The organism is Enterobacteriaceae endosymbiont of Donacia dentata, from assembly GCF_012570745.1.
GTDB lineage: Bacteria > Pseudomonadota > Gammaproteobacteria > Enterobacterales > Enterobacteriaceae.
This window is the reverse complement of sequence record NZ_CP046212.1, coordinates 313,849-338,666: the sequence shown is the minus strand read 5'-3', so window position 1 is coordinate 338,666 and position 24,818 is coordinate 313,849. Positions and strand designations below refer to the sequence as shown.

Below are 24,818 nucleotides of genomic sequence, written 5' to 3'. Positions count from 1 at the left end.
ATTTTTTTAATTAGTCAATTTATTAATTATTTATTATACTAACTATTTTTTCTACTAAAATTTTTTTATGAAATTGAAAAATTATATTATAATCTCCTATATGTTTTATATGTCCCATAGGTAATTTTATTTCTTTTTTTAAAATATCAAATCCCATTTCTTTCACTTTTTTTAAAATATCATTTCTACCTATTGAACCAAATAATTTACCTGTTTTACCTGCTTTTGCTTTAATTACTATTTTTTTTATATGATTAAATTTTTCTAATCTTAATTTAGCATTATTTAAAATATTTAATAATTGAGATTTTTTTTCTAATAATTTTTTTTTTAAAAAATCAATATTAATTTTTGTTGCAGAAATACATTTATTATTAGGTATTAAAAAATTACGAGCATATCCAGGTTTTACTTTTACAATTTGTGATTTTTCTCCTAAACCAGGAATAGCATTTAATAAAATTATTTTCATTATTTAATACTCTTGATTATTTAATATATGTAATATTCGAATAATAATCTTACGAATTTATTTATGATGATCAGTATATGATATTAAAGATAGATATCTTGCTAATTTTATGGCTTTTGTAAGTTGACGTTGATATTTTGCCTTAGTACCAGTAATTCTACTGGGTACAATTTTACCACTTTCAGTAATAAAATTTTTTAAAATATTTATATCTTTATAGTCAATTTCTTTAACTCCTTCTGCAGTAAAACGACAAAATTTACGACGACGAAAATAACGTATCATGTAATAACTCCAAAATTTTTTAAACATATATCAATTGTTTTCATAAATATAATTATATTGTTTTTATAACATCATCTCTTTTTTCTTGACGTTCATCTTTAGATTTTAAAATATAAGATATATTTTTTCTTTCTGTTTTTGTTTTTATTATAAGATATCTTATAATGTTTTCATTAATTCTTAAACTTTTTTCAATATTTTTTATTAAATTACTATCTAAAAGTATATTTATTAATATGTAGTGAGCTTTATGCCATTTTAATATAGGATAAGATAATTGTCTCCTACCCCAATCTTCAAATCTAGAAATTGATCCTTTATGTTTAAAAATAAATTTTTTATAATATTTTATGATATTATTTATTTGATCACTTTGATCTGGATTTATCATTAATACTATTTCATAGTATTTCATTTATATTTTTCCTTATAAATAGATTATGTTTATAAATATTAAAATAAAGATGAAAAAATTTTTTTAATATTAAAAAATAAGATAATATTTATATATTAATAATTTAATTTTATATTTAAAATTCATTATATATTATGATTAAAAATAAAGACATTATATGGAAAAATTTTTTTAAAAAAGAAAAAAAAAAAGATTATTTTATAAAATTAATAAAAAAGATTAATATGGATATTACTCAAAATAAAATTGTTTATCCTAAAAAAAAATATATTTTTAATATTTTTAAAAAAATAAATTTTAATAAAATAAAAGTAGTTATTTTAGGACAAGATCCATATTATAATAATAATCAAGCAAATGGTTTAGCTTTTTCAGTTATGCCCAATATAAAAATTCCTCCTACGTTAAAAAATATATATCAAGCATTAAAATTCGATATACCAGATTTTATTATTCCTAAACATGGTTATTTAATAGATTGGGTTAATGAAGGTGTAATGCTTTTAAATTCTATTTTAACAGTCATAAAAGGACAACCTAGATCTCATTATAATATTGGTTGGGAAAAATTTACAGATAATGTAATAAAAACAATTAATCTAAATTATAATAATATTGTATTTTTATTATGGGGGACATATGCAAAAAAAAAATCTTTTTTAATAAAAAATAATTTAGTATTAACTTCATCTCATCCATCACCTTTTTCATTTTATAAGGGATTTTATTTTTGTAAACATTTTTCTAAAACAAATAAATATCTTATTTTTCATAAAAAAAAACCAATTAACTGGAATATACATAAAATTTTTTAAATATTATATTTAAAAAAATTAATTTTTATTTTTTATTGATTATTTAATTATATAAACTAAAATTTATAAAATAATTATATTTTTTATAATTCTTTTAAAATTAAAAACTGATAATATCATATAAATATTTTTATTAAACAGATATATAAAATAATTTTATAAGGTATGATGATGAAAGATGTAGGATTTATTGGTTGGAGAGGTATGGTAGGGTCTGTTCTTATTGAAAGAATGATAAAAAAAAAAGATTTTCAAAATATTAATGCTATTTTTTTTACTACCTCTCAATATGGAAAATCTATTCCTTTCCCAAATTTAAAAAATAAACATATAAAATTACAAAATGCTTATAATTTAGAAAAATTATTTGAATTAGATATAATTATCACATGTCAAGGTAGTGATTATACAAATAAAATTTATTATACATTAAGAAAAAAAGGTTGGAATGGTTATTGGTTAGATGCCGCATCTAATTTAAGAACATCAAAAAATTCTGTTATTGTATTAGATCCTGTTAATTTAAAATTGATAGAACAAAAATTAAACATGGGAATTAAAACTTTTGTAGGAGGAAATTGTACTGTTAGTTTAATGTTAATGGCTTTAGGAGGATTATTTGATAATAATCTTATCGAATGGATTTTTGTTTCTACATATCAAGCAGCATCAGGTGCTGGTGCTAAATTTATGAAAGAACTTATTAACCAAATGAAATATATATATCAAAATATATCTCATTTAATTAATGATTCTTTTAACATTCTAGAAATAGAAAAAGAAATTAGTAATAAGATGAATTCTTCTAATTTTCCTAAAGATAATTTTAAGGTACCTTTAATTAATAGTTTAATTCCATGGATAGATAAAAAAATGGATAATGGACAAACTAAAGAAGAATGGAAAGGTCAATTTGAAACAAATAAAATTTTAAATTTAGACCAAATTATTCCAGTAGATGGTACTTGTGTTAGAGTAGCTACTTTACGTTCTCATAGTCAATCTTTTACAATAAAATTAAAAAAAAATATATCTATAAATAATATTGAAAATATTATTAATTCTCATAATAAATGGGTAAAAATTATTTCAAATGATTTTAATGATACTATTAATTTTCTTACTCCATCTTTTATTAATGGTAAATTAGATATACCAGTAGGTAGAATAAAAAAATTAAATATAGATAAAAATTGTTTTTCCATGTTTTCTGTTGGTGATCAATTACTTTGGGGTGCTGCAGAACCATTAAGAAGAATGTTAAAATTATTAATTTAAATTTTTTTAAAAAAATGTTTTTTTTAACTTGTTTTTTTTATTTATTAAAAGTAATATTTTATATAAATAAGATAATAAATTATCTTATTTATATCAAAATTATAATATATTCTAAATTTTTAAAAATTAATCTTATTAAAAACTTTGGAGCAAAAATGAGATTTTTTACTAAAAAAAAATCAATATTTATTATGTTAATGGTAATTATTGGTTTAAATATATCTAATACAAATGCATTTTTATTAAAAAATACATCTTGGTGGAATAATAAAAATAAAAATAAAATTATTATAAAAAAAGAAAAAATAATTATAAAAAAGAAATTAAATTTAAAAAATAATAAAAAAAATATTTATTTATTAACTGAACAAGAAAAAATGTCTTATGCTTTAGGAGTCTATATTGGTAATTATTTATCAAAAACATTCCAATCACAAAATAAATATAAATTTATTTTAAATAAAAAAATTATTCTTAAAGGTGTATCTGATGTTTTAGATAAAAAAGTTAAAATATCTGAAGATGAAATTGATAAACAACTTCAAAAATATAATGATGGTATACAAGAATACACAATACAAGAAACAAAAAAACAAGCACAACAAAATAATATTAAAGCAAAAAAATATATTAAAAAATTTTTAAAAGAAAAAAATGCTAAAAAAAGTAAAAGTGGATTAGTATATAAAATTATAAAAATGGGAAAAGGTAAAAAAATAACTAATAATAATATAATAATAGTTATTAAATATAAAGGAAAATTAATTGATGGTACTATATTTGATAATTCATCTTTAAAAGAACCATTATATATAAGTTTACAAGAAGTAATGCCTGGTTGGCAAGAAGGATTAAAATATATTAAAACAGGTGGTAAAATTACATTAGTTGTACCTCCTAAATTAGCTTATGGTGCAGAAATAATTCCTGGTGTACCAATTAATTCTACTTTAATATTTGATATGGAACTTTTAGATATTATGCCTTTGCCTTTAGTAATATCTAAATAATAAAATAAGTAAGTATTTTAATTAATTAAATATTATGAATAAACAAAAAAATATATGATTTTTATCATATTAGTTACAGGAGCACCTTTTAATACACAAAATTCTTATTCAGCATATTTATTTGTTAATGCAGTAATAAAAAAAAAGAATTTTGTACAAAGTGTATTTTTTTATCGTGATGGTGTTTGTAATGCTAATAAAAATGTTAAATTTAATGAAGATGAATTTAATTTAATTTATTCTTGGGAAAAATTAAGTAGAAAATATCATATAAATTTGTATATATGTATTACATCTGCCCAGAAAAGAGGTTTAATAAAAGACAATTATGATCAAGTTAAAATATTAAATTATCAATCAGATGATAATATAATTAATAATAGATTTAAAATAACCACTTTAGGTACATTAGCAAAATCTATATTAACTTGTGATAGATTAGTCCAATTTTAATGAATAAAATAGCATTTATATTTACAACATCTCCTTATGGAAATAGTCTTGGTAAAGAAGGACTTGATGCCGTAATTTCTATATCCTCATTTACTGAGGATATAGCATTATTTTTTATAGGGGACGGAATTTTACAAATAAAAAATTGTCAACAAACAAACAATATCTTATTAAAAAATTATAACATAAGTTTTAAAATTTTAAATTTATGTAATATTAGTCGTTTTTTTGTTTGTTCACAATCTTTAAAAAGATTAGGAATAAAAAAATATAAAAAAAATGATTGGATCGTACCTATTCAAATAATAGATTTATTATTATGGAAAAAAAATATTGTTAATTATAATATAATTATGAATTTTTAGTTAGATAAATTATATTTCTTATGTTATATACCTTATTTAGTTCACCATCATCCTGTGATTTTTCTTTACTATTAAAAGTTTTAAATAAACATGATGATTTACTTTTAATTCAAGATGGTGTATTAGCAGGATTAAATAATAGTAAATTTATGAAAAAAATAATTAAAATTAAAGAAAAAATAAAATTATTAATATTTGCTATTGATGATGATATATTAGCTAGAGGTTTAGATTTAAATATTTCAAATAAAATTATACGTATAAATTATGAACAATTTGTTGATTTAGTTATTAAAAATAAACAACAAATTATATGGTAATTTATAAAAATAAAAATTTTAATTTAAAATAAATTAAATTTTCTATTTAGGAAAAAATATGTCGACAATTAATCAACTAGTACGAAAAAATAGAATTCGTAAAATTATTAAAACTAATGTTCCTGCATTAAATGCATGTCCTCAAAAAAGAGGAGTTTGTATAAAAGTATATACAACAACTCCAAAAAAACCAAATTCAGCATTACGTAAAGTATGTAGAGTAAGATTAACAAATGGTTTTGAAGTAACTTCTTATATATCTGGAGAAGGACATAATTTGCAAGAACATTCAGTAATTTTAATAAGAGGAGGAAGAGTAAAAGATCTTCCAGGTGTAAGATATCATACTATTAGAGGTGCTTTAGATTGTACAGGAGTAAAAAATCGTAAACAAGGAAGATCAAAATATGGTACGAAAAAACCTAAATAATAATAAATAAAAAATTTATAATTCATAAATTATGTAAAATTATTAAATAATGGAGTATTTTATGTCACGTAGACGTATAGTTAGTCAACGTAAAATAACACCAGATCCTCAATTTGAATCAGATTTATTAGCTAAATTTATTAATATTATCATGATAGATGGTAAAAAATCTATTGCAGAATCTATTGTTTATTCTGCATTAGATTTAATCACTAAAAAATTAGGAAAAAAAGAAATAGATATATTTTTAACTGCATTGGAAAATATCAGGCCAGTAGTTGAAGTAAAATCTAGAAGAGTAGGAGGATCAACATATCAAGTTCCTGTTGAAATAAGACCTACAAGAAGAAATACTTTAGCTATGCGTTGGTTAGTTAATGCTGCAAGAAAAAGACAAGAAAAATCAATGATTTTAAAACTTACTAATGAAATATTAGATGCTTTAGAAAAAAAAGGAAATGCTGTTAAAAAACGAGAAGAAATACACCGTATGGCAGAAGCTAATAAAGCTTTTGCACATTATCGTTGGTAAAACTATTTAATCATAAAAAAATTAAACTAATTTTAATTTAAAATGAAAATAAATCAATTAATTAAAAGATATGTGTAGCTAAATCAATATTTATTATTTTATTAAAAAATAATATTTAATATAATTTTAAAATTTTTTATCTAATTAAATTAGAGGAATAAGATGAGTCGTATAACTCCTATAACACGTTATCGTAATATTGGTATTAGCGCACATATTGATGCTGGAAAAACTACTACAACAGAAAGAATTTTATTTTATACAGGAGTCAATCATAAAATAGGTGAAGTTCATGATGGAGCTGCCACAATGGATTGGATGGCACAAGAACAAGAAAGAGGTATTACTATTACTTCAGCAGCTACTACAGCATTTTGGTCAGGAATGTTTAATCAATATAAAGAACATAGAATTAATATTATTGATACACCAGGACATGTAGATTTTACAATTGAAGTAGAACGTTCTATGAGAGTATTAGATGGAGTTGTTATGATTTATTGTGCTGTAGGAGGAGTACAACCTCAATCTGAAACAGTATGGAAACAAGCTAATAAATATAAAGTTCCTAGAATTGCTTTTATAAATAAAATGGATCGAATGGGTGCTAATTTTATAAAAGTTATTAAACAAATAAAACATAATTTAATAACAGAAACTGTTCCATTACAATTACCAATAGGTATTGAAAATAAATTTTCTGGTATTATTGATTTGATACAAATGAAAGCTTTATATTGGAATGAAAAAGATCAAGGAATAAAATGTAATTGTACTAAAATACCTTTTAATATGAATAAAGAAGTAAAATTATGGCGTCAAAAATTAATAGAATCTGCAGTTGAATCAGATGAAAAATTATTAACAAAATATTTAAATGGATATGATCTTACTGTAGAAGAAATTAAGACTTCTTTGAGAAAAAGAGTTTTAAATAATGAAATTACTCTAATAACATGTGGTTCTGCCTTTAAAAATAAAGGAGTACAATCATTATTAGATGCAATTATTGATTATTTACCATCTCCTAAAGATAAACCTCCAATTCAAGGAATTTCTAGTATTGATAATAAAAAAGATATAATTACTAGAAATACTAATGATAATGATCCATTTTCAGCATTAGCCTTTAAAATAGCTAATGATCCTTTTGTTGGTAATTTAACTTTTTTTCGAGTATATTCAGGTACTATTAGTAATGGAGAAACTATATTTAATCCAATAAAAAAACAAAAAGAACGTATTGGTAGAATTGTTCAAATGCATGCAAATAAAAAAGAAGAAATAAAAAAAGTTTATTCAGGAGATATTGCAGCAGCTATTGGATTAAAAAATGTTACAACAGGAGATACATTATGTAATATTAATAATTCTATAATTCTTGAAAATATGGAATTTCCAGAACCTGTAATTTCTATTGCTATAGAACCTACAACTAAAATAGATCAAGAAAAAATGGGATTAGCATTAAATCGTTTAATAAAAGAAGATCCTTCTTTAAGAACATGGACTGATATAGAAACAAATCAGACGATTATTGCAGGAATGGGTGAATTACATTTAGAAATAATTATTGATAGAATGAAAAGAGAATTTAATGTAGCTGCAAATATTGGAAAACCACAAGTTTCTTACCGAGAAACAATACAAAATAGTGTTAAAAATATAGAAGGTAAATATATAAAACAAACAGGAGGTAGAGGACAATATGGTCACGTAGTAATTGATATATTTCCATTAAAATCTATTAAAAATAATGGAGGTTATTTATTTACTAATGATATAAAAGGTGGTGTAATACCTAATGAATATATTTCAGCTATAGACAAAAGTATTAAAGAACAATTAAAATCAGGTCCTATGGCAAATTATCCTGTAGTTAATATTGCAGTAAGACTACATTTTGGATCTTATCATGATGTAGATTCTTCTGAATTAGCTTTTAAAATAGCAGCAGCAATTGCATTTAAAAATGCATTTAAAAAAGCTAATCCTATTTTACTTGAACCTATAATGAAAGTAGAAGTTGAAACTCCTGAAGAATATATGGGAGATATAATTGGAGATTTAAATCGAAGACGAGGAATTATAGAAGGTATGAATAATATACCTACTGGAAAAACTATACGTGCTTGTGTACCATTATCAGAAATGTTCGGTTACGCTACTGATTTACGTTCTTGTAGTCAAGGAAGGGCTTCATATTCTATGGAATTCTTAAAATATACTAAAGCACCTAATAGTATTTCAAAAATAATTATTGAATCTAGATCTAAGTCATAAAATTTTAATTAAATTTTAATCAAATTTTAAAATTTTTATAAAAAATTTTAATTTATTTAGAAGGATATTTTTTACTATGTCTAAAAAAAAATTCGAACGATCTAAACCTCATATTAATGTAGGTACTATAGGTCATGTTGATCATGGTAAAACAACTTTAACAGCAGCTATTACAACTGTTTTATCTAAAAAATATGGTGGTACCGCAAAAGCTTTTGATCAAATTGACAATGCTCCAGAAGAAAAAGAAAGAGGTATAACTATAAATACTTCTCATGTTGAATATGATACTAAATCTCGTCATTATGCTCATGTAGATTGTCCTGGACATGCTGATTATGTAAAAAATATGATTACAGGTGCTGCTCAAATGGATGGTGCTATATTAGTTGTAGCAGCAACAGATGGTCCTATGCCTCAGACTAGAGAACATATTTTATTGGCAAGACAAGTAGGTGTTCCTTATATTATCGTCTTTCTTAATAAATGTGATATGGTTGATGATGAAGAATTACTAGAATTAGTTGAAATGGAAGTACGTGACTTATTAACACAATATAATTTTCCAGGAGATACTACACCTGTTATTCGAGGATCTGCTTTAAAAGCATTAGAAGGTGATAAAAAATGGGAAAATAAAATAATAGAATTAACAAAATATTTGGATAGTTATATTCCTGATCCTATAAGGGATATTGATAAACCTTTTCTATTACCAATTGAAGATGTTTTTTCAATTTCAGGAAGAGGTACAGTAGTTACTGGAAGAGTAGAAAAAGGTATAATAAAAATTGGAGAAGAAGTAGAAATTATAGGTATTAAAAGTACTATTAAGTCTATTTGTACCGGGGTAGAAATGTTTCGTAAATTATTAGATGAGGGACGTGCGGGCGAAAATATAGGAGTTTTACTTCGGGGAATAAAAAGAGAGGATATAGAAAGAGGACAAGTTTTAGCAAAACCAGGATCAATAACACCTCATACTAAATTTGAAGCAGAAGTATATATTTTATCTAAAGATGAAGGTGGTAGACATACGGCCTTTTTTAAAGGATATCGTCCTCAATTCTATTTTAGAACAACAGACGTAACTGGAACTATAGAATTACCTTCAAATATTGAAATGGTTATGCCTGGAGATAATATTAATATGATCGTTACATTAATTAATCCTATAGCGATGAATAATGGTTTACGTTTTGCTATTCGTGAAGGTGGACGTACCGTAGGAGCAGGAGTAGTTACAAAAATTTTACAATAAAGAAAAAATAAAAGAAGATAAGGGAAATATATATAAAACCTCCCTTTGATTCTTTTTAATATTTAAAATTATAATAAATTATTAGTAAAATTTTTTTATTATTTATATAATTAAATTTTTATTAGTTAATAGACAATTAATATTATGGAATTTAGAAAAAATATAAATAAAAATTTTATAGAAATTATTAAATGGTTTATTAGTTTATTTTTATTAATTTTTACTATAATATGTAACTATCATTATCAAAATATACCTTTATTTATTCGTTTAATATTATTTTTTTTAGTTTTAACTTTAATAAGTTATATTATATTAACTACTAATAAAGGTAAAAAATTACTTTTTTTTATAAATGAAACGAAAATAGAAACTCGTAAAGTAATATGGCCTACATATAAATACACTTGGCAAACAACTTTAGTTATTACAATTATTACCATAATAATGTCAATTATTATTTGGATATTAGATAATTTTCTAATTTATTTAATATCATTTTTAACTGGAACAAGGGTATAATATGTATAAATCTTTAAAAAAAAAATGGTATGTAATTCAAGCTCGTTCTGGTTTTGAAAATCGTATTGTAGAATCATTAAAAGAATATATTAAAATTCATTCTATGGATGATTTTTTTGGTAAAATTTTAGTACCTACTGAATCTATTATTGAAATACGTAAAGGGAAAAAATATAAAAGTGATCGTAAATTTTTCCCGGGATATATATTAATTAATATGATTATGAAAGAATTAAGTTGGCATTTAGTACGTAGTATTCCTAAAGTTTTAGGTTTTATAGGAGGGACACCTGATAATCCTTGTCCTATTAGTGAAAAAGAAGTAAATATTATTATAGGACGTTTACAAAAAATTGGTGATAAACCTAGACCAAAAATTTTATTTGAACCAGGAGAAATGATTAGAGTAAAAGATGGTCCTTTTTCTGATTTTAATGGAATAGTTGAAGAAGTAGATTATGAAAAAAGTAGATTAAAAGTTTCTGTATCAATTTTTGGACGATCAACACCTGTTGATCTTAACTTTTGTCAAATAGAAAAAGGATAATTTTTATTTAAAAAATTTATATAATTAAATTAAATATTTATTTTATAATAATTAGAGAAAATATTATGGCAAAAAAAATAAAAACTTACATAAAATTACAAGTTCCTGCTGGTAATGCTAATCCTAGTCCTCCTATTGGACCTGCATTAGGACAACATGGATTAAATATCATGAATTTTTGTAAAGATTTTAATACAAAAACAAAAAATTTAGAAAAAAATATGCCTATTCCAGTAGTTATTACTGTTTATATTGATAAGACTTTTACTTTTATTACAAAAACTCCTCCTACATCTGCAATAATAAAAAAAATAATTGGTATTAAAAAAGGATCAAGTAAACCCAATATAGATAAAATTGGAATAATTACACGTGATCAAATTCGTAAAATTGCAGAAATAAAATATGTTGATATGACAGGAATTAATATTGAATCTATGATGTTATCTATAGAAGGTACTGCACGTTCTATGGGATTAACTATTAAGGATTAAAATATAATGATAAAATTAACAAAACGTATGGATTTAATGTATAAAAATATGAATATTAAAAAGCAATCTTCTATTGAAGATGCTATTAATAATTTAAAATCTTTAAGTAAAGTAAAATTTATTGAAAGTATTGATATTGCTATAAATTTAGGAATAGATACAAAAAAAACAGAACAAAATATTAGAGGTAATGTTTGTTTAAAACATGGTACTGGTAATTATATTAGAATAGCAGTTTTTGCTGATGGTGATGAAGCAATACAAGCAAAAAAATTAAAAGTAGAATTTATTGGTATGTCTGATTTAGCAAGTAAAATTAATAATGGTGAAAAAAAATTTGATGTGGTAATAGCTACACCAGGAGCTATGGATATAGTAAGTAAATTAGGACCTATTCTTGGTCCAAAAGGATTAATGCCTAATCCTAAATTAGGTACAATAACTAATAATATTGGTGAAACAATTAAAAAAATCAGAAATGGACAAATAAATTTTCGTAATGATAAAAATGGTATTATTCATACTAATATAGGAAAAATTAATTTTAAAAATTATAAAATTAAAGAAAATTTACAATGTTTATTAAAAACATTAATAAAATATAGACCAGTACAATTAAAAGGAAATTATATAAAAAAAATATATATATCTTCTACAATGGGAATTTCTATAAATATTACTAAAGATTGTATGAATTTAATAAATTAATTTTTTATTTTATAAAAAAATTTTAATATATAGATTATTATTTTTTTATAAAATTATTTGGTATTTTTTTAAAAATTTTATATTTTATGTTATAATTTTAATTCTTTTTTTATAAAAATTCAGGAGTGCAATAATCTTCTAATGTCATTAAATATAAAAAAAAAAAAAATGATTGTTGCAAAAATAAGTAAAATAAATCAATGTGCTTTATCAGCTGTAATTATCGATTTTTCCGGAATTTGTACTAATGACTTAAATAAATTAAGGAAAAAAAGTAGAGAAAATGATGTAATAATAAATATTATTAGAAATAAATTACTAAAATTAATTATAAAAAATAGTAATTTCCAATGTTTGGAACCATTAATAAATGGACCAATATTAATTGCTTACTCACTTAAACATCCTGGAGCTGCCGCGCGTTTAATTAAAAAATTTAATAAAATTAATGAAAAATTTAAAATTAAAGCAGCATCATATAATAATAAAATAATAAATAGTGAAAATATTTCTATTTTAGCAGAATTACCTACTTATGAAGAGGCTATAGTACGTTTTTTAATAATTATAAAAGACATTTCTATAGGAAAATTAATAAGAACTTTAATCAGCATTAAAAATATAAAATAAATTTAATTTTTTTAATAAAAAATTTTATTCTTTTTGATAAAGGAAAATATATATTATGCCTATAACTAAAGAACAAATAATAGAAGCTGTAGAATCTATGTCCGTTATGGATATAATGGAACTAATTAATACCATGGAAAAAAAATTTGGTGTTACTAGTATAGTAAAAAATGAACAGAATAGTAATAATGAGAAAGAAATAAAAGAACAAGTAGAATTTAATGTATACTTAAAAAGTATAGGAAAAAATAAAATATCCGTTATAAAAGTTGTTAGAAGTATAATGAATTTAGGATTAAAAGAAGCTAAAGATTTAGTAGAATCAGCTCCTGTAATATTAAAAGAATCTGTTAGTAAAGAAGAAGCTTTAGATTTAGAATCAAAATTAAAAATTTCTGGAGCAGAAATAGAGATTAAATAATTTAAAAATAATTATTATATAATAATAATTTTATTATATAAGTAATTTTTATTACGAGTAATAATACTAATTTAATTGCTTAATTTATCAGATAACTGAGGAACCATATGGTTTATTCTCAAACTGAAAAAAAACGCATTCGTAAAAATTTTGGAAAAAGACCTCAAGTTTTAAATATTCCATATTTACTTTCTATACAAATAGATTCATTTAAAAAATTTATAAGAAAAGATCCTAAAGGACAATATGGTTTAGAAGCTGCATTAAAAAGTATTTTTCCTATATTTAGTTATAGTGGTTATTCTAAACTAGAATATGTTGATTATAGTTTAGGAAAATCTCTTTATAGTGTTAAAGAATGTCATACAAGAGGTATGACATATTCAGCTTCCTTAAAAGTAATATTAAAATTAATTGTTTATGATAAAGAAATATCAAAATTATCAATTAAAAATATAAAAGAACAAGAAGTATACATGGGTGAAATACCATTAATGACAAAAAATGGTACTTTTATAGTAAATGGAATTGAACGTGTAGTTGTTTCACAATTACATAGAAGTCCTGGAGTTTTTTTTGATAGTGATAAAGGAAAAACACACTCATCAGGAAAAATATTATATAATGCTAGAATTATACCTTATAGAGGTTCTTGGTTAGATTTTGAATTTGATGCTAAAGATAATATTTTTGTACGTATAGATAGAAGAAGAAAATTACCTATTACAATTATTTTACGTGCTTTAGATTATGATATAGAATCAATATTAAATATTTTTTTTAAAAAAACTATTTTTCATATAAAAAATGAAAAAATATCGATGGTGTTAATTCCTGATAGATTAAGAGGAGAAACAGCATTTTTTGATATTAAATATGATAATATTTGTTACGTCAAAAAAGGTAAAAGAATTACTATACGTCATATTAATCATTTAAAAAGAAATAAAGTAAAATGTATTAATATTCCTATAGAATATATGGTAGGTAAGATAGTTAATAAAGATTATATAGATAATTCTACTGGAGAAATTATTATTTCTGCTAATTCTCCATTATCTATAGATATAATTAATAAAATTTTTAAAAGTAATAATTTTATTGAAACAATTTTTACTAATGATTTAGATCATGGTGCTTATATTTCTGAAACATTAAAATTAGATACTACTACAAATCGTTTAGAAGCTTTAGTAGAAATATATAGAATGATGCGCCCAGGAGAACCACCTACAAAAGAAGCAGCAGAAATGTTATTTAAAAGATTATTTTTTGTAGAAGATCGTTATGATTTATCTCCTGTTGGTAGAATGAAGTTTAATCGTTCATTATTACGTGAAAATGTTAATGGTAAAGGGACACTTAGTAAAAAAGATATTATTGATGTAATTAAAAAATTAATTAATATCCGTAATGGAAAAGGAAGTATCGATGATATTGATCATTTAGGTAATAGAAGAATACGTTCTATTGGTGAAATGGCAGAAAATCAGTTTCGCATAGGTTTAATTCGTGTTGAAAGAGCTGTAAAAGAAAGATTGTCTTTAGGAGATTTAGATACTTTAACACCTCAAGATATGATTAATGCTAAACCAATTTCTGCAGCTATAAAAGAATTTTTTTGTTCTAGTCAATTATCTCAATTTATGGATCAAAATAATCCATTATCTGAAATTACACATAAACGACGTATTTCTGCTTTAGGACCAGGAGGATTAACTAGAGAAAGAGCTGGGTTTGAAGTTAGAGATGTACATCCGACTCATTATGGAAGAGTATGTCCAATTGAAACTCCAGAAGGTCCTAATATAGGTTTAATAAATTCATTATCAGTATATGCACGAACAAATGAATATGGTTTTTTAGAAACACCATATAGATTTGTAAAAAATGGATTGGTTACTAATAAAATTAATTATTTGTCTTCCATAGAAGAAGGAAATTTTATTATTGCACAAGCTAATACTGATTTTGATCAAAATGGATACATAATTAATGAATTTATTATATGTCGTTATAAAGGAGAATCTGGTTTATTTAAAAAAAATCAAATTCATTATATGGATGTTTCTACACAACAAATTGTTTCTGTAGGGGCTTCATTAATTCCTTTTTTAGAACATGATGATGCTAATAGAGCCTTAATGGGTGCTAATATGCAAAGACAAGCAGTTCCTACTTTAAAAGCTGAAAAACCATTAGTAGGAACTGGTATGGAAAGAATTGTAGCAATTGATTCTGGTGTAACTGTTATTGCTAAAAATTCTGGTGTTGTACAATATGTAGATTCTTCAAAAATTATTATAAAAATAAATGATAACATTAATACTCAAAATAATATAGATATATATAATTTAGAAAAATATATACGATCTAATCAAAATACATGTATTAATCAAATTCCATGTGTTCACTTAAATGAATTAGTATATCAAGGTGATGTTTTAGCAGATGGTCCAGCTACAGATTTAGGAGAATTAGCATTAGGACAAAATATGAGAGTAGCTTTTATGCCATGGAATGGTTATAACTTTGAAGATTCAATTTTATTATCAGAAAAAATTGTGCAAAAAGATAAATTTACTACTATACATATACAAGAATTATCTTGTATATCCCGTGATACAAAATTAGGAAAAGAAGAAATTACATCAGATATACCAAATGTAAGTGAATCTTCTTTATCTAAATTAGATGAATGTGGAATTGTATATATTGGTGCTGAAGTTAAAAGTGGTGATATTCTTGTAGGTAAAGTTACCCCAAAAGGGGAAACACAGTTATCTCCAGAAGAAAAATTATTGCGTGCTATTTTTGGGGAAAAAGCTTCTGATGTAAAAGATACTTCTTTACGTGTTCCTAATGGAACTTTAGGCACAGTTATTGATGTTCAAATTTTTACAAGAGATGGAGTAAAAAAAGATAAAAGGACTTTAGAAATTGAAGAAATGCAATTTAATCAAATAAAGAAAGATTTATTTGCTGAACAAAAAATTTTTGAAGAAAATATTATTTTAAATATAAAAAAATTTTTATTGAATAATAATTTTTTAGTAAAAGAGAATATAAAAAATTTTGATATTAACTATTTTAGTTCTATTTCTTTAAAAGATAAAATAGAACAAAAAAAATTAAATGATTATATTAAACAATATACAGAAATAAAAAATATATTTGAAAAGAAAATAAAAATACAAAAAAAAAAAATTATACAAGGTAATGATTTAGCTCCCGGAATTTTAAAAATTATTAAAGTAAATTTAGCAGTAAAAAGACAAATACAACCAGGAGATAAAATGGCGGGAAGACATGGAAATAAAGGTGTTATTTCTAAAATTTGTCCTGTAGAAGATATGCCTTACGATAATAATGGAATTCCTGTTGATATTGTATTAAATCCTTTAGGTGTACCATCTAGAATGAATATAGGACAAATTTTAGAAACTCATTTAGGTATGGCAGCTAAAGAAATAGGTAATAAAATTAATTCTTTATTAAAAGAAAAAAATATAGAAAAAATACGTATTTTTTTACAAAAAGCATATGATATTGGTGATGATACTTATCAAGATATTAATTTAAATAATTTTAATAATAACGAAATTATGTTATTAGCAAATAATTTAAAAACAGGATTACCTATAGCAACACCAGTATTTGATGGTGCTAAAGAAAATGAAATTAAAGAATTATTAAAATTATCAGATTTACCAGTTTCTGGTCAAATTAAATTATATGATGGACGTACAGGAGAACCTTTTGAAAATCCTGTTACTGTCGGATATATGTATATGTTAAAATTAAATCATTTAGTAGACGATAAGATGCATGCTAGATCTACAGGTTCCTATAGTTTAGTAACACAACAACCATTAGGAGGGAAAGCTCAATTTGGAGGCCAAAGATTTGGTGAAATGGAAGTTTGGGCATTAGAAGCATACGGAGCAGCATATACTTTACAAGAAATGCTAACAATTAAATCTGATGATGTAAATGGTAGAACAAAAATGTATAAAAATATTGTTGATGGAAATCATCAAATGAATGCTGGTATTCCAGAGTCATTTAATGTTTTATTAAAAGAAATACGATCTTTAGGTATAAATATTAATTTAGAAAATAAATAGTAATTATTAAAGTTTTATCTACTCATAATATGATTGAGGTAATAAATTTGTGAAAGATTTATTTAATTTTTTAAAATCACAAAATAAAATTGAAGAATTTGATACAATAAAACTTTCTTTAGCTTCTTCTGATATGATAAAATCTTGGTCTTTTGGAGAAGTAAAAAAACCTGAAACAATTAATTATCGTACATTTAAACCAGAAAGAGATGGATTATTTTGTGCACGTATTTTTGGTCCTATTAAAGATTATGAGTGTTTATGCGGTAAATATAAACGTCTAAAACATAGAGGTGTTGTTTGTGAAAAATGTGGAGTAGAAGTAACACAAACTAAAGTTAGAAGAGATCGTATGGGACATATTGAATTAGCATCACCTATTGCACATATATGGTTTTTAAAATCATTACCTTCTAGAATAGGTTTATTATTAAATATTCCTTTAAGGGATATAGAAAGAGTATTATATTTTGAATCGTATGTAGTAATTGAAGAAGGTATGTCTTCATTAAATAAAAAACAAATTTTATCTGAAGAACAATATTCAAATGCATTAGAAGAATTTGGTGATGAATTTGAAGCTAAGATGGGAGCAGAAGCAATACAGTATTTATTAAAAAATATTAATTTAAAACAAGAATGTAAAATATTACGTGATGAATTAAATAATACTAATTCCGAAACTAAAAGAAAAAAAATATCTAAAAGAATAAAATTACTAGAATCTTTTATAAATTCAGGTAATAAACCAGAATGGATGATTATGACAGTATTACCTGTTCTACCACCAGATTTAAGACCTTTAGTTCCTTTGGATGGAGGAAGATTTGCAACATCTGATTTAAATGATTTATATCGTCGAGTTATTAATCGTAATAATAGATTAAAACGTTTACTAGAATTATCAGCTCCTGATATTATTATTAAAAATGAAAAACGTATGTTACAAGAAGCTGTTGATGCTTTATTAGATAATGGAAGAAGAGGTAAATCTATTACCGGTTCTAATAAACGTCCTTTAAAATCTTTAGCTGATATGATTAAAGGAAAACAAGGTCGGTTTAGACAAAATTTATTAGGTAAAAGAGTTGATTATTCAGGAAGATCAGTAATTACTGTAGGTCCATATTTAAGATTACATCAATGTGGATTACCTAAAAAAATGGCATTAGAATTATTTAAACCATTTATATATGGAAAATTAGAAGTTAAAGGTTTTGCTACTACCATTAAAGCCGCAAAAAAAATGGTAGAAAAAGAAGAATCAATAGTATGGGATATTTTAGATGAAGTAATAAAAGAACATCCTATTCTATTAAATAGAGCTCCAACCTTACATAGGTTAGGGATTCAAGCTTTTGAACCTATTTTGATTGAAGGAAAAGCAATACAATTACATCCTTTAGTGTGTGCTGCTTATAATGCAGACTTTGATGGAGATCAAATGGCTGTGCATATTCCTTTAACATTAGAAGCTCAATTAGAAGCAAGAATTTTAATGATGTCTACTAATAATATTTTATCTCCTGCAAATGGAGAACCAATTATTGTACCATCACAAGATGTAGTTTTAGGTATATATTATATGACTAAAGATAAAATTAATGCTTATGGAGAAGGAATGATATTAACAGGTCCTAAAGAAGCAGAACGTGTTTATATTTTAGGACAAGCTGATTTACATGCTCGTGTTAAAGTAAAAATAAAAGAATATAAAAAAAATTTAATTAAGAATATATGGATAAAAAATAGTAGTATTGTAGATACTACTATTGGTAGAGCCATTTTTTGGAATTATGTACCTAAAGGTATATCATATAATATGATAAATAAAACTTTAGGTAAGAAAGATATATCACACATTTTAAATATATGTTATCGAATTTTAGGATTAAAATCTACAGTTATTTTTGCTGATCAAATTATGTATACTGGTTTTTATTATGCTGCTAAATCAGGTTCTTCTGTAGGTATAGATGATATTATAATACCTAATAATAAAACAGATATTATTTCTGAAGCAGAATCTGAAGTTACTGAAATTCAAGAACAATTTCAATCAGGTCTTGTGACTGCAGGAGAAAAATATAATAAAGTTATTGATATTTGGGCTGCTGCTAATGAAAAAGTAGCGAAAGCTATGATGAAAAATTTGTCTGTAGAAAAAGTAATAGATAAAAAAGGTTTGATAACAGAACAAAGTTCTTTTAACAATATTTTTATGATGGCAGATTCTGGTGCTAGAGGTTCTGCAGCACAAATTAGACAATTAGCTGGGATGAGAGGTTTAATGGCAAAACCAGATGGTTCTATTATTGAAACTCCAATTATCGCTAATTTTAGAGAAGGATTAAATGTTTTACAATATTTTATTTCAACTCATGGAGCACGTAAAGGATTAGCAGATACTGCTTTAAAAACAGCAAATTCTGGTTATCTTACTCGTAGATTGGTAGATGTAGCTCAAGATTTAGTTATAACAAAAAATGATTGCTTAACTTTAGATGGTATAAAAATTTCTTCTATTATTACTGGAGGAGATATAAAAGAATCATTAAGAGAAAGAGTATTAGGAAGAGTAGTTGCAGAAGATATTTTTTATCCAGATAGAAAAGAAATTTTAATTAATAGGAATACATTATTAAATGAAAAATACTGTGATATATTAGAAAAATATGCAATTGATAATATTAAAGTAAGATCTGTAGTGAGTTGTGAAAATGATTTTGGAGTATGTGCATATTGTTATGGTCGTGATTTAGCAAGAGGACATTTAATAAATATAGGAGAAGCTATAGGAGTTATTGCAGCACAATCAATAGGTGAACCAGGAACTCAATTAACAATGAGAACTTTTCATGTTGGAGGTGCGGCTTCTCGTTCAGCTACTGAATCAAGTATTCAAGTTAAAGATAATGGAGTTATAAAGTTAATAAATGTAAAATCAGTTATAAACTCTACTAATAAATTAGTAGTAATATCCAGAAATTCTGAATTAAAAATTATTAATAATTTTAATAAAATTATAGAAAGTTATAAAATACCATATGGTGCTATTATAACAAAAAAAAATGGATCAAATATTAATGCAGGAGAAATAATTTCATATTGGGATCCTCACAGTATGCCTATTATTAGTGAAGTAAGTGGAAAAGTAAAATTTATTGATATGTTAGAAGGACAAACAATTGTAAAACAAACTGATGATTTAACTGGATTAACATCTATTGTTGTTTTAGATACTTTTGAAAGAACTTCTATAGGTAAAGATTTTAGACCCATGATTAAAATAATAAATGATCTTGATGAAGATATAATTATTCCAGGTACAGACATTCCTGCACATTATTTTTTACCTAATAAATCAATAGTTCATTTAAAAGATGGTGCCCATATAAATGCAGGTGATGTTTTAGCAAAAGTTCCACAAGAATCAGGTGGAACAAAAGATATTACTGGAGGACTTCCCAGAGTAGCTGATTTATTTGAAGCTAGGAAACCAAAAGATTCTGCTATTTTAGCAGAAATTAGTGGTATTATTTCTTTTGGTAAAGAAACAAAAGGAAAAAGAAGAATAATAATTACTCCTATAAATTCTGATATTCAACCATATGAAGAAATGATTCCAAAATGGAGACAATTAAATATTTTTGAAGGAGAATTAATTAATAAAGGAGATATTATTTCAGATGGTCCAGAATCTCCACATGATATCTTAAGATTAAGAGGAATTAATGCAGTTACCAACTATATAATTAATGAAGTACAAGATGTTTATCGACTTCAAGGAGTTAAAATTAATGATAAACATATAGAAGTTATTATACGTCAAATGTTACGAAAAGTTACTATAATAAAAATGGGAGATTCTAATTTTTTAGAAGGAGAACAAGTAGAAGTATCAAAAATAAAAATTGTAAATAAAAAATTACAAGAACAAGGAAAAAATATAGCATTATATAATCATGATTTATTAGGTATTACTAAAGCATCTTTAGCAACTTCATCTTTTATTTCTGCAGCATCTTTTCAAGAAACAACAAGAGTATTAACTGAATCATCAGTAGCTGGAAAATGTGATCAATTAAAAGGACTAAAAGAAAATGTTATTGTAGGAAGATTAATTCCTGCTGGAACTGGATATTCTTATCATCAAGATAGAATTAAGAAAAAAAAATTAAAATTTAATAAAAAAACAAATAATATTTCTTCTGTAGATTCAGCTGCTGCTAATTTAACTGAATTATTAAATGCTAATTAAAAAAAACTAAAATTATTAATTTTATATATTTTTTTATTTCATTACAAATTGTAATATTTTAAATTTTTTGTTATGATTTAATGTGTAATTTTTAAAAAATTATTAAATATTTGATAATAAATAATTTTTATGAATTTTAAAAAAAATAAAAAATCTAAAAAATGGTTAAAAAATCATTTTAAAGATTTTTATATAAAAAAAGTACAAAAAAATATTAATAAATTTAGATCTAGATCATGGTTTAAATTAGAAGAAATAAATAAAATATACAAAATATTTAACAATGATGATATAACAGTAATTGATTTAGGATCTTCACCTGGTGGATGGTCTAGCTTTGCTGCATCAAAAATTGGTAATAATGGGAAAGTTATAGCTTGTGATATATTACCAATGAATCCAATTAACAAAGTTAATTTTTATCAGGGAAATATATGTAATTCTATTACATTAAATAAAATTTTTCAAATATTAAAAAAAACAAAAGTTCAAATTATAATGTCTGATATATCTCCTAATATATCTGGTATAAAAGAAATAGATATACCACGTATTATTCATTTGAATAAAATAACATTAGAATTATGTTATTCTTTTTTAGAACATAATGGTAGTTTTTTAGTAAAAACTTTTCAAAGTCAAGAATTAGTTAAATACTATAATAAAATCAATTCTGTATTTAAAGAAATTAAAATTAGTAAACCTAATGCTTCAAGATCTCAATCATGTGAAATTTATATTGTTGCAAAAAAATATAAGAATTAATATAAAATATACTAACAAAGTTACAAGAGGTTATTCTTTTGAATGATATGGCAAAAAATCTAATTCTCTGGTTAGCAATTACAGTCATATTAATATCTGTTTTCCAGAGTTTGAATCCAAATGGATCAAATAAAAAAACTAAAATTGAATATTCAACTTTTCTATCTGAAATAAAACAAAATAAAATAATTAAAACAAGTATTAATGGAAGAAAAATTCGTGTTTTTAGAAAAGATAATAGTAATTATACTACTTATTTACCAATGCATGATTCACATTTACTTGAAATGCTACTTTCAAAAAATATAAAAGTATTAGGAGAACCTCTTGAACCCCCTAGTATATTACTATCTATTTTTATTTCTTGGTTTCCAATGTTGTTATTAATTGGGGTTTGGATTTTTTTTATGCGTCAACTACAAGGTAGTGGTAAAGGAGCTTTATCTTTTGGAAAAAGTAAAGCTAAAATGTTAACAACAGATCAAATAAAAATTACATTTAATGATGTAGCTGGATGTGATGAAGCGAAAGAAGAAGTAAAAGAATTAGTTGATTATTTAAAAGAACCAGCAAAATTTCAAAAATTAGGAGGTAAAATTCCTAAAGGAATTTTAATGGTAGGACCTCCAGGAACAGGAAAAACTTTATTAGCAAAAGCTATAGCAGGAGAATCAAAAGTACCATTTTTTACTATTTCTGGTTCTGATTTTGTTGAAATGTTTGTAGGAGTTGGTGCTTCTAGAGTAAGAAATATGTTTAGTATCGCTAAAAAATCTTCTCCATGTATTATTTTTATTGATGAAATAGATGCTGTAGGGAGACAAAGAGGAGCAGGATTAGGTGGTGGTCATGATGAAAGAGAACAAACTTTAAATCAAATGTTAGTTGAAATGGATGGTTTTAATGATAATGAAAGTATTATTGTTATTGCAGCTACTAATCGTCCTGATGTATTAGATCCGGCTCTTTTAAGACCTGGACGTTTTGATCGTCAAGTAATTGTTGGTTTACCAGATATAAGAGGAAGAGAACAGGTATTAAAAATACATATAAAAAATATACCTATATCAAAAGAAGTTGATCTTAAAATTATAGCAAGAGGAACTCCTGGTTTTTCAGGAGCTGATTTAGCTAATTTAATAAATGAAGCAGCTTTATTAGCGGCTCGTCAAAATTATAATTTTGTTTCTATGTTAGAATTAGAAAAAGCAAAAGACAAAATTATGATGGGAGCAGAAAGACGTTCTTTAGTTATGACAGAAGCACAAAAAGAAGCTACTGCTTATCATGAAGCAGGTCATGCAATTATTGGAAGATTAGTTCCAGATCATGATCCAGTACATAAAGTAACAATTATTCCTAGAGGAAGAGCATTAGGAGTAACATTTTTTTTACCTGAAATTGATATAATTAGTATTAGCCGACAAAAATTAGAAAGTAAAATATCTACATTATATGGTGGTAGAATAGCTGAAGAGATTATCTATGGTGAAAAATATGTTTCAACAGGTTCATCTAATGATATCAAAATTGCAACAAATATTGCAAAAAATATGGTGACACAATGGGGTTTTTCGAAAAAATTAGGTCCTTTATTATATGCAGAAGAAGAAGATGAAATTTTTTTAGGAAGATCAGTTGCTAAAGCTAAACATATGTCTGATGAAACAGCAAAAATAATTGATCAAGAAGTTAAATATTTAATACAAGAAAATTATAATAGAGCATTTAAAATTTTAAATGATAATATTGATATTTTACATGCTATGAAAAATACTCTAATTAAATATGAAACAATAGGTATAATACAAATTGATGATTTAATGGCTAGAAAAAAAGTCAGACCACCTAAATAATATAGAAAAGAAATAATATTTAAAATATATAAATAATTTATGATATTTTATAAAAATTAAAATAAGTAATATGATAAAATATCATAGATTTTTTATATTAAATATTATTTTTAAAATAAAAAATAATTTTTAATAACTAATTTTTATAAAATTAATATTTTTTATTAAAAATAATAGAAATATAAAATATATTTTTATATAAAAAATGAATTTTTTATTGTAATTAATATTTATTATTATATAATATATATAAATTGATATTTTATTAAGATATTATTTGTTAAAATTATATGTATAAATTATTATTGATTTTGTTTATTTTTATTACAACTATTTTAGTTAGTGTTATTATGTTTCAAAATAATGATGAAATTGATATTAGTTCATTAAGTAATACAAAATCACCTTTTGAAACAAATATGTCAAATAAAATATTAACTAGGTTGATTATTACATTAACATCTTTATTTTTTATTATTAGTTTAATGTTAAATAATATTAATGTAAAAAAATATAAAAAAGATAATATGGTGCAACAATATCATATAGAATATAAATAGTAATTGTT

At 23.6% G+C, this 24,818-nt stretch carries 23 protein-coding genes and 1 pseudogene; 21 read left to right on the top strand and 3 right to left on the bottom strand.

Annotated features, from left to right (window positions below; translation table 11 throughout):
• Positions 1-22: 22 nt before the first annotated feature.
• Genes rplI through rpsF form a run of 3 tightly spaced genes read right to left on the bottom strand, consistent with a single transcriptional unit; the run spans position 23 to position 1,172 of the window.
• Positions 23-472: a 50S ribosomal protein L9 gene (gene rplI, locus GJT90_RS01655; protein ID WP_168920150.1), complete on the bottom strand. Its 450-nt coding sequence runs from the start codon at positions 470-472 to the stop codon at positions 23-25.
• Positions 473-529: 57 nt separating this feature from the next.
• Positions 530-757: a 30S ribosomal protein S18 gene (rpsR, locus tag GJT90_RS01650; protein ID WP_168920149.1), complete on the bottom strand. Its 228-nt coding sequence runs from the start codon at positions 755-757 to the stop codon at positions 530-532.
• Between the two features lie 52 nt (positions 758-809).
• Positions 810-1,172, bottom strand: a complete 363-nt coding sequence (gene rpsF, locus GJT90_RS01645) for a 30S ribosomal protein S6 (protein ID WP_168920148.1) — start codon at positions 1,170-1,172, stop codon at positions 810-812.
• Between the two features lie 134 nt (positions 1,173-1,306).
• On the opposite strand from rpsF, the gene ung reads away from it, so the two are divergent.
• The 21 genes and pseudogenes from ung (at position 1,307) to secG (ending at position 24,810) form a co-directional block, all read left to right on the top strand.
• Positions 1,307-1,987, top strand: coding sequence for a uracil-DNA glycosylase (gene ung / locus GJT90_RS01640; protein ID WP_168920147.1), 681 nt, complete (start codon positions 1,307-1,309; stop codon positions 1,985-1,987).
• A gap of 171 nt (positions 1,988-2,158) precedes the next feature.
• On the top strand, positions 2,159-3,265 hold the full coding sequence (gene asd, locus GJT90_RS01635) for an aspartate-semialdehyde dehydrogenase (protein WP_168920146.1): 1,107 nt from the start codon (positions 2,159-2,161) through the stop codon (positions 3,263-3,265).
• Between the two features lie 155 nt (positions 3,266-3,420).
• On the top strand, positions 3,421-4,275 hold the full coding sequence (gene fkpA / locus GJT90_RS01630; RefSeq protein ID WP_168920145.1) for an FKBP-type peptidyl-prolyl cis-trans isomerase: 855 nt from the start codon (positions 3,421-3,423) through the stop codon (positions 4,273-4,275).
• 54 nt (positions 4,276-4,329) lie between these two features.
• Positions 4,330-4,728, top strand: coding sequence for a sulfurtransferase complex subunit TusD (gene tusD / locus GJT90_RS01625; protein WP_168920144.1), 399 nt, complete (start codon positions 4,330-4,332; stop codon positions 4,726-4,728).
• Complete coding sequence (gene tusC / locus GJT90_RS01620; RefSeq protein ID WP_168920143.1) at positions 4,728-5,093, top strand: sulfurtransferase complex subunit TusC; 366 nt, start codon at positions 4,728-4,730, stop codon at positions 5,091-5,093. Before tusD ends, tusC begins: the two co-directional genes overlap by 1 nt.
• 20 nt (positions 5,094-5,113) lie before the next feature.
• Positions 5,114-5,413: a sulfurtransferase complex subunit TusB gene (gene tusB / locus GJT90_RS01615; protein WP_168920142.1), complete on the top strand. Its 300-nt coding sequence runs from the start codon at positions 5,114-5,116 to the stop codon at positions 5,411-5,413.
• 58 nt (positions 5,414-5,471) lie between these two features.
• Positions 5,472-5,843 carry a 30S ribosomal protein S12 gene (gene rpsL, locus GJT90_RS01610; RefSeq protein WP_168920141.1) on the top strand — a complete coding sequence of 124 codons (372 nt, stop codon included), beginning with the start codon at positions 5,472-5,474 and terminating at the stop codon, positions 5,841-5,843.
• 61 nt (positions 5,844-5,904) lie between these two features.
• On the top strand, positions 5,905-6,375 hold the full coding sequence (gene rpsG, locus GJT90_RS01605; RefSeq protein ID WP_168920140.1) for a 30S ribosomal protein S7: 471 nt from the start codon (positions 5,905-5,907) through the stop codon (positions 6,373-6,375).
• Positions 6,376-6,537: 162 nt separating this feature from the next.
• Positions 6,538-8,658, top strand: a complete 2,121-nt coding sequence (fusA, locus tag GJT90_RS01600; protein WP_168920139.1) for an elongation factor G — start codon at positions 6,538-6,540, stop codon at positions 8,656-8,658.
• Positions 8,659-8,734: 76 nt separating this feature from the next.
• Positions 8,735-9,919, top strand: coding sequence for an elongation factor Tu (gene tuf, locus GJT90_RS01595; protein WP_168920138.1), 1,185 nt, complete (start codon positions 8,735-8,737; stop codon positions 9,917-9,919).
• A 144-nt stretch (positions 9,920-10,063) separates the two neighbouring features.
• On the top strand, positions 10,064-10,441 hold the full coding sequence (gene secE / locus GJT90_RS01590) for a preprotein translocase subunit SecE (protein ID WP_168920137.1): 378 nt from the start codon (positions 10,064-10,066) through the stop codon (positions 10,439-10,441).
• A 1-nt stretch (position 10,442) separates the two neighbouring features.
• Positions 10,443-10,988, top strand: coding sequence for a transcription termination/antitermination protein NusG (gene nusG / locus GJT90_RS01585; protein ID WP_168920136.1), 546 nt, complete (start codon positions 10,443-10,445; stop codon positions 10,986-10,988).
• A 65-nt stretch (positions 10,989-11,053) separates the two neighbouring features.
• Positions 11,054-11,482 (top strand): 50S ribosomal protein L11, encoded by a 429-nt coding sequence (rplK, locus tag GJT90_RS01580; protein ID WP_168894795.1) that lies wholly within the window; start codon positions 11,054-11,056, stop codon positions 11,480-11,482.
• 6 nt (positions 11,483-11,488) lie between these two features.
• Positions 11,489-12,190 carry a 50S ribosomal protein L1 gene (gene rplA / locus GJT90_RS01575; protein WP_168920135.1) on the top strand — a complete coding sequence of 234 codons (702 nt, stop codon included), beginning with the start codon at positions 11,489-11,491 and terminating at the stop codon, positions 12,188-12,190.
• Positions 12,191-12,331: 141 nt separating this feature from the next.
• Positions 12,332-12,820, top strand: a complete 489-nt coding sequence (gene rplJ, locus GJT90_RS01570; RefSeq protein ID WP_168920134.1) for a 50S ribosomal protein L10 — start codon at positions 12,332-12,334, stop codon at positions 12,818-12,820.
• 55 nt (positions 12,821-12,875) lie between these two features.
• Positions 12,876-13,241, top strand: a complete 366-nt coding sequence (rplL, locus tag GJT90_RS01565) for a 50S ribosomal protein L7/L12 (protein ID WP_168920133.1) — start codon at positions 12,876-12,878, stop codon at positions 13,239-13,241.
• Positions 13,242-13,348: 107 nt separating this feature from the next.
• Positions 13,349-17,368, top strand: coding sequence for a DNA-directed RNA polymerase subunit beta (rpoB, locus tag GJT90_RS01560; RefSeq protein WP_168920132.1), 4,020 nt, complete (start codon positions 13,349-13,351; stop codon positions 17,366-17,368).
• 49 nt (positions 17,369-17,417) lie between these two features.
• Positions 17,418-21,629 (top strand): DNA-directed RNA polymerase subunit beta', encoded by a 4,212-nt coding sequence (gene rpoC, locus GJT90_RS01555; protein WP_168920131.1) that lies wholly within the window; start codon positions 17,418-17,420, stop codon positions 21,627-21,629.
• A gap of 129 nt (positions 21,630-21,758) precedes the next feature.
• The gene (locus GJT90_RS01550; RefSeq protein ID WP_168920130.1) at positions 21,759-22,394 is read left to right on the top strand and encodes an RlmE family RNA methyltransferase; all 636 of its coding nucleotides are present in this window, start codon (positions 21,759-21,761) and stop codon (positions 22,392-22,394) included.
• Between the two features lie 47 nt (positions 22,395-22,441).
• Positions 22,442-24,244 (top strand): annotated as a pseudogene (gene ftsH, locus GJT90_RS01545) (ATP-dependent zinc metalloprotease FtsH); the annotation flags it as partial.
• 296 nt (positions 24,245-24,540) lie between these two features.
• Positions 24,541-24,810: a preprotein translocase subunit SecG gene (gene secG / locus GJT90_RS01540; protein ID WP_168920129.1), complete on the top strand. Its 270-nt coding sequence runs from the start codon at positions 24,541-24,543 to the stop codon at positions 24,808-24,810.
• Positions 24,811-24,818 lie beyond the last annotated feature (8 nt).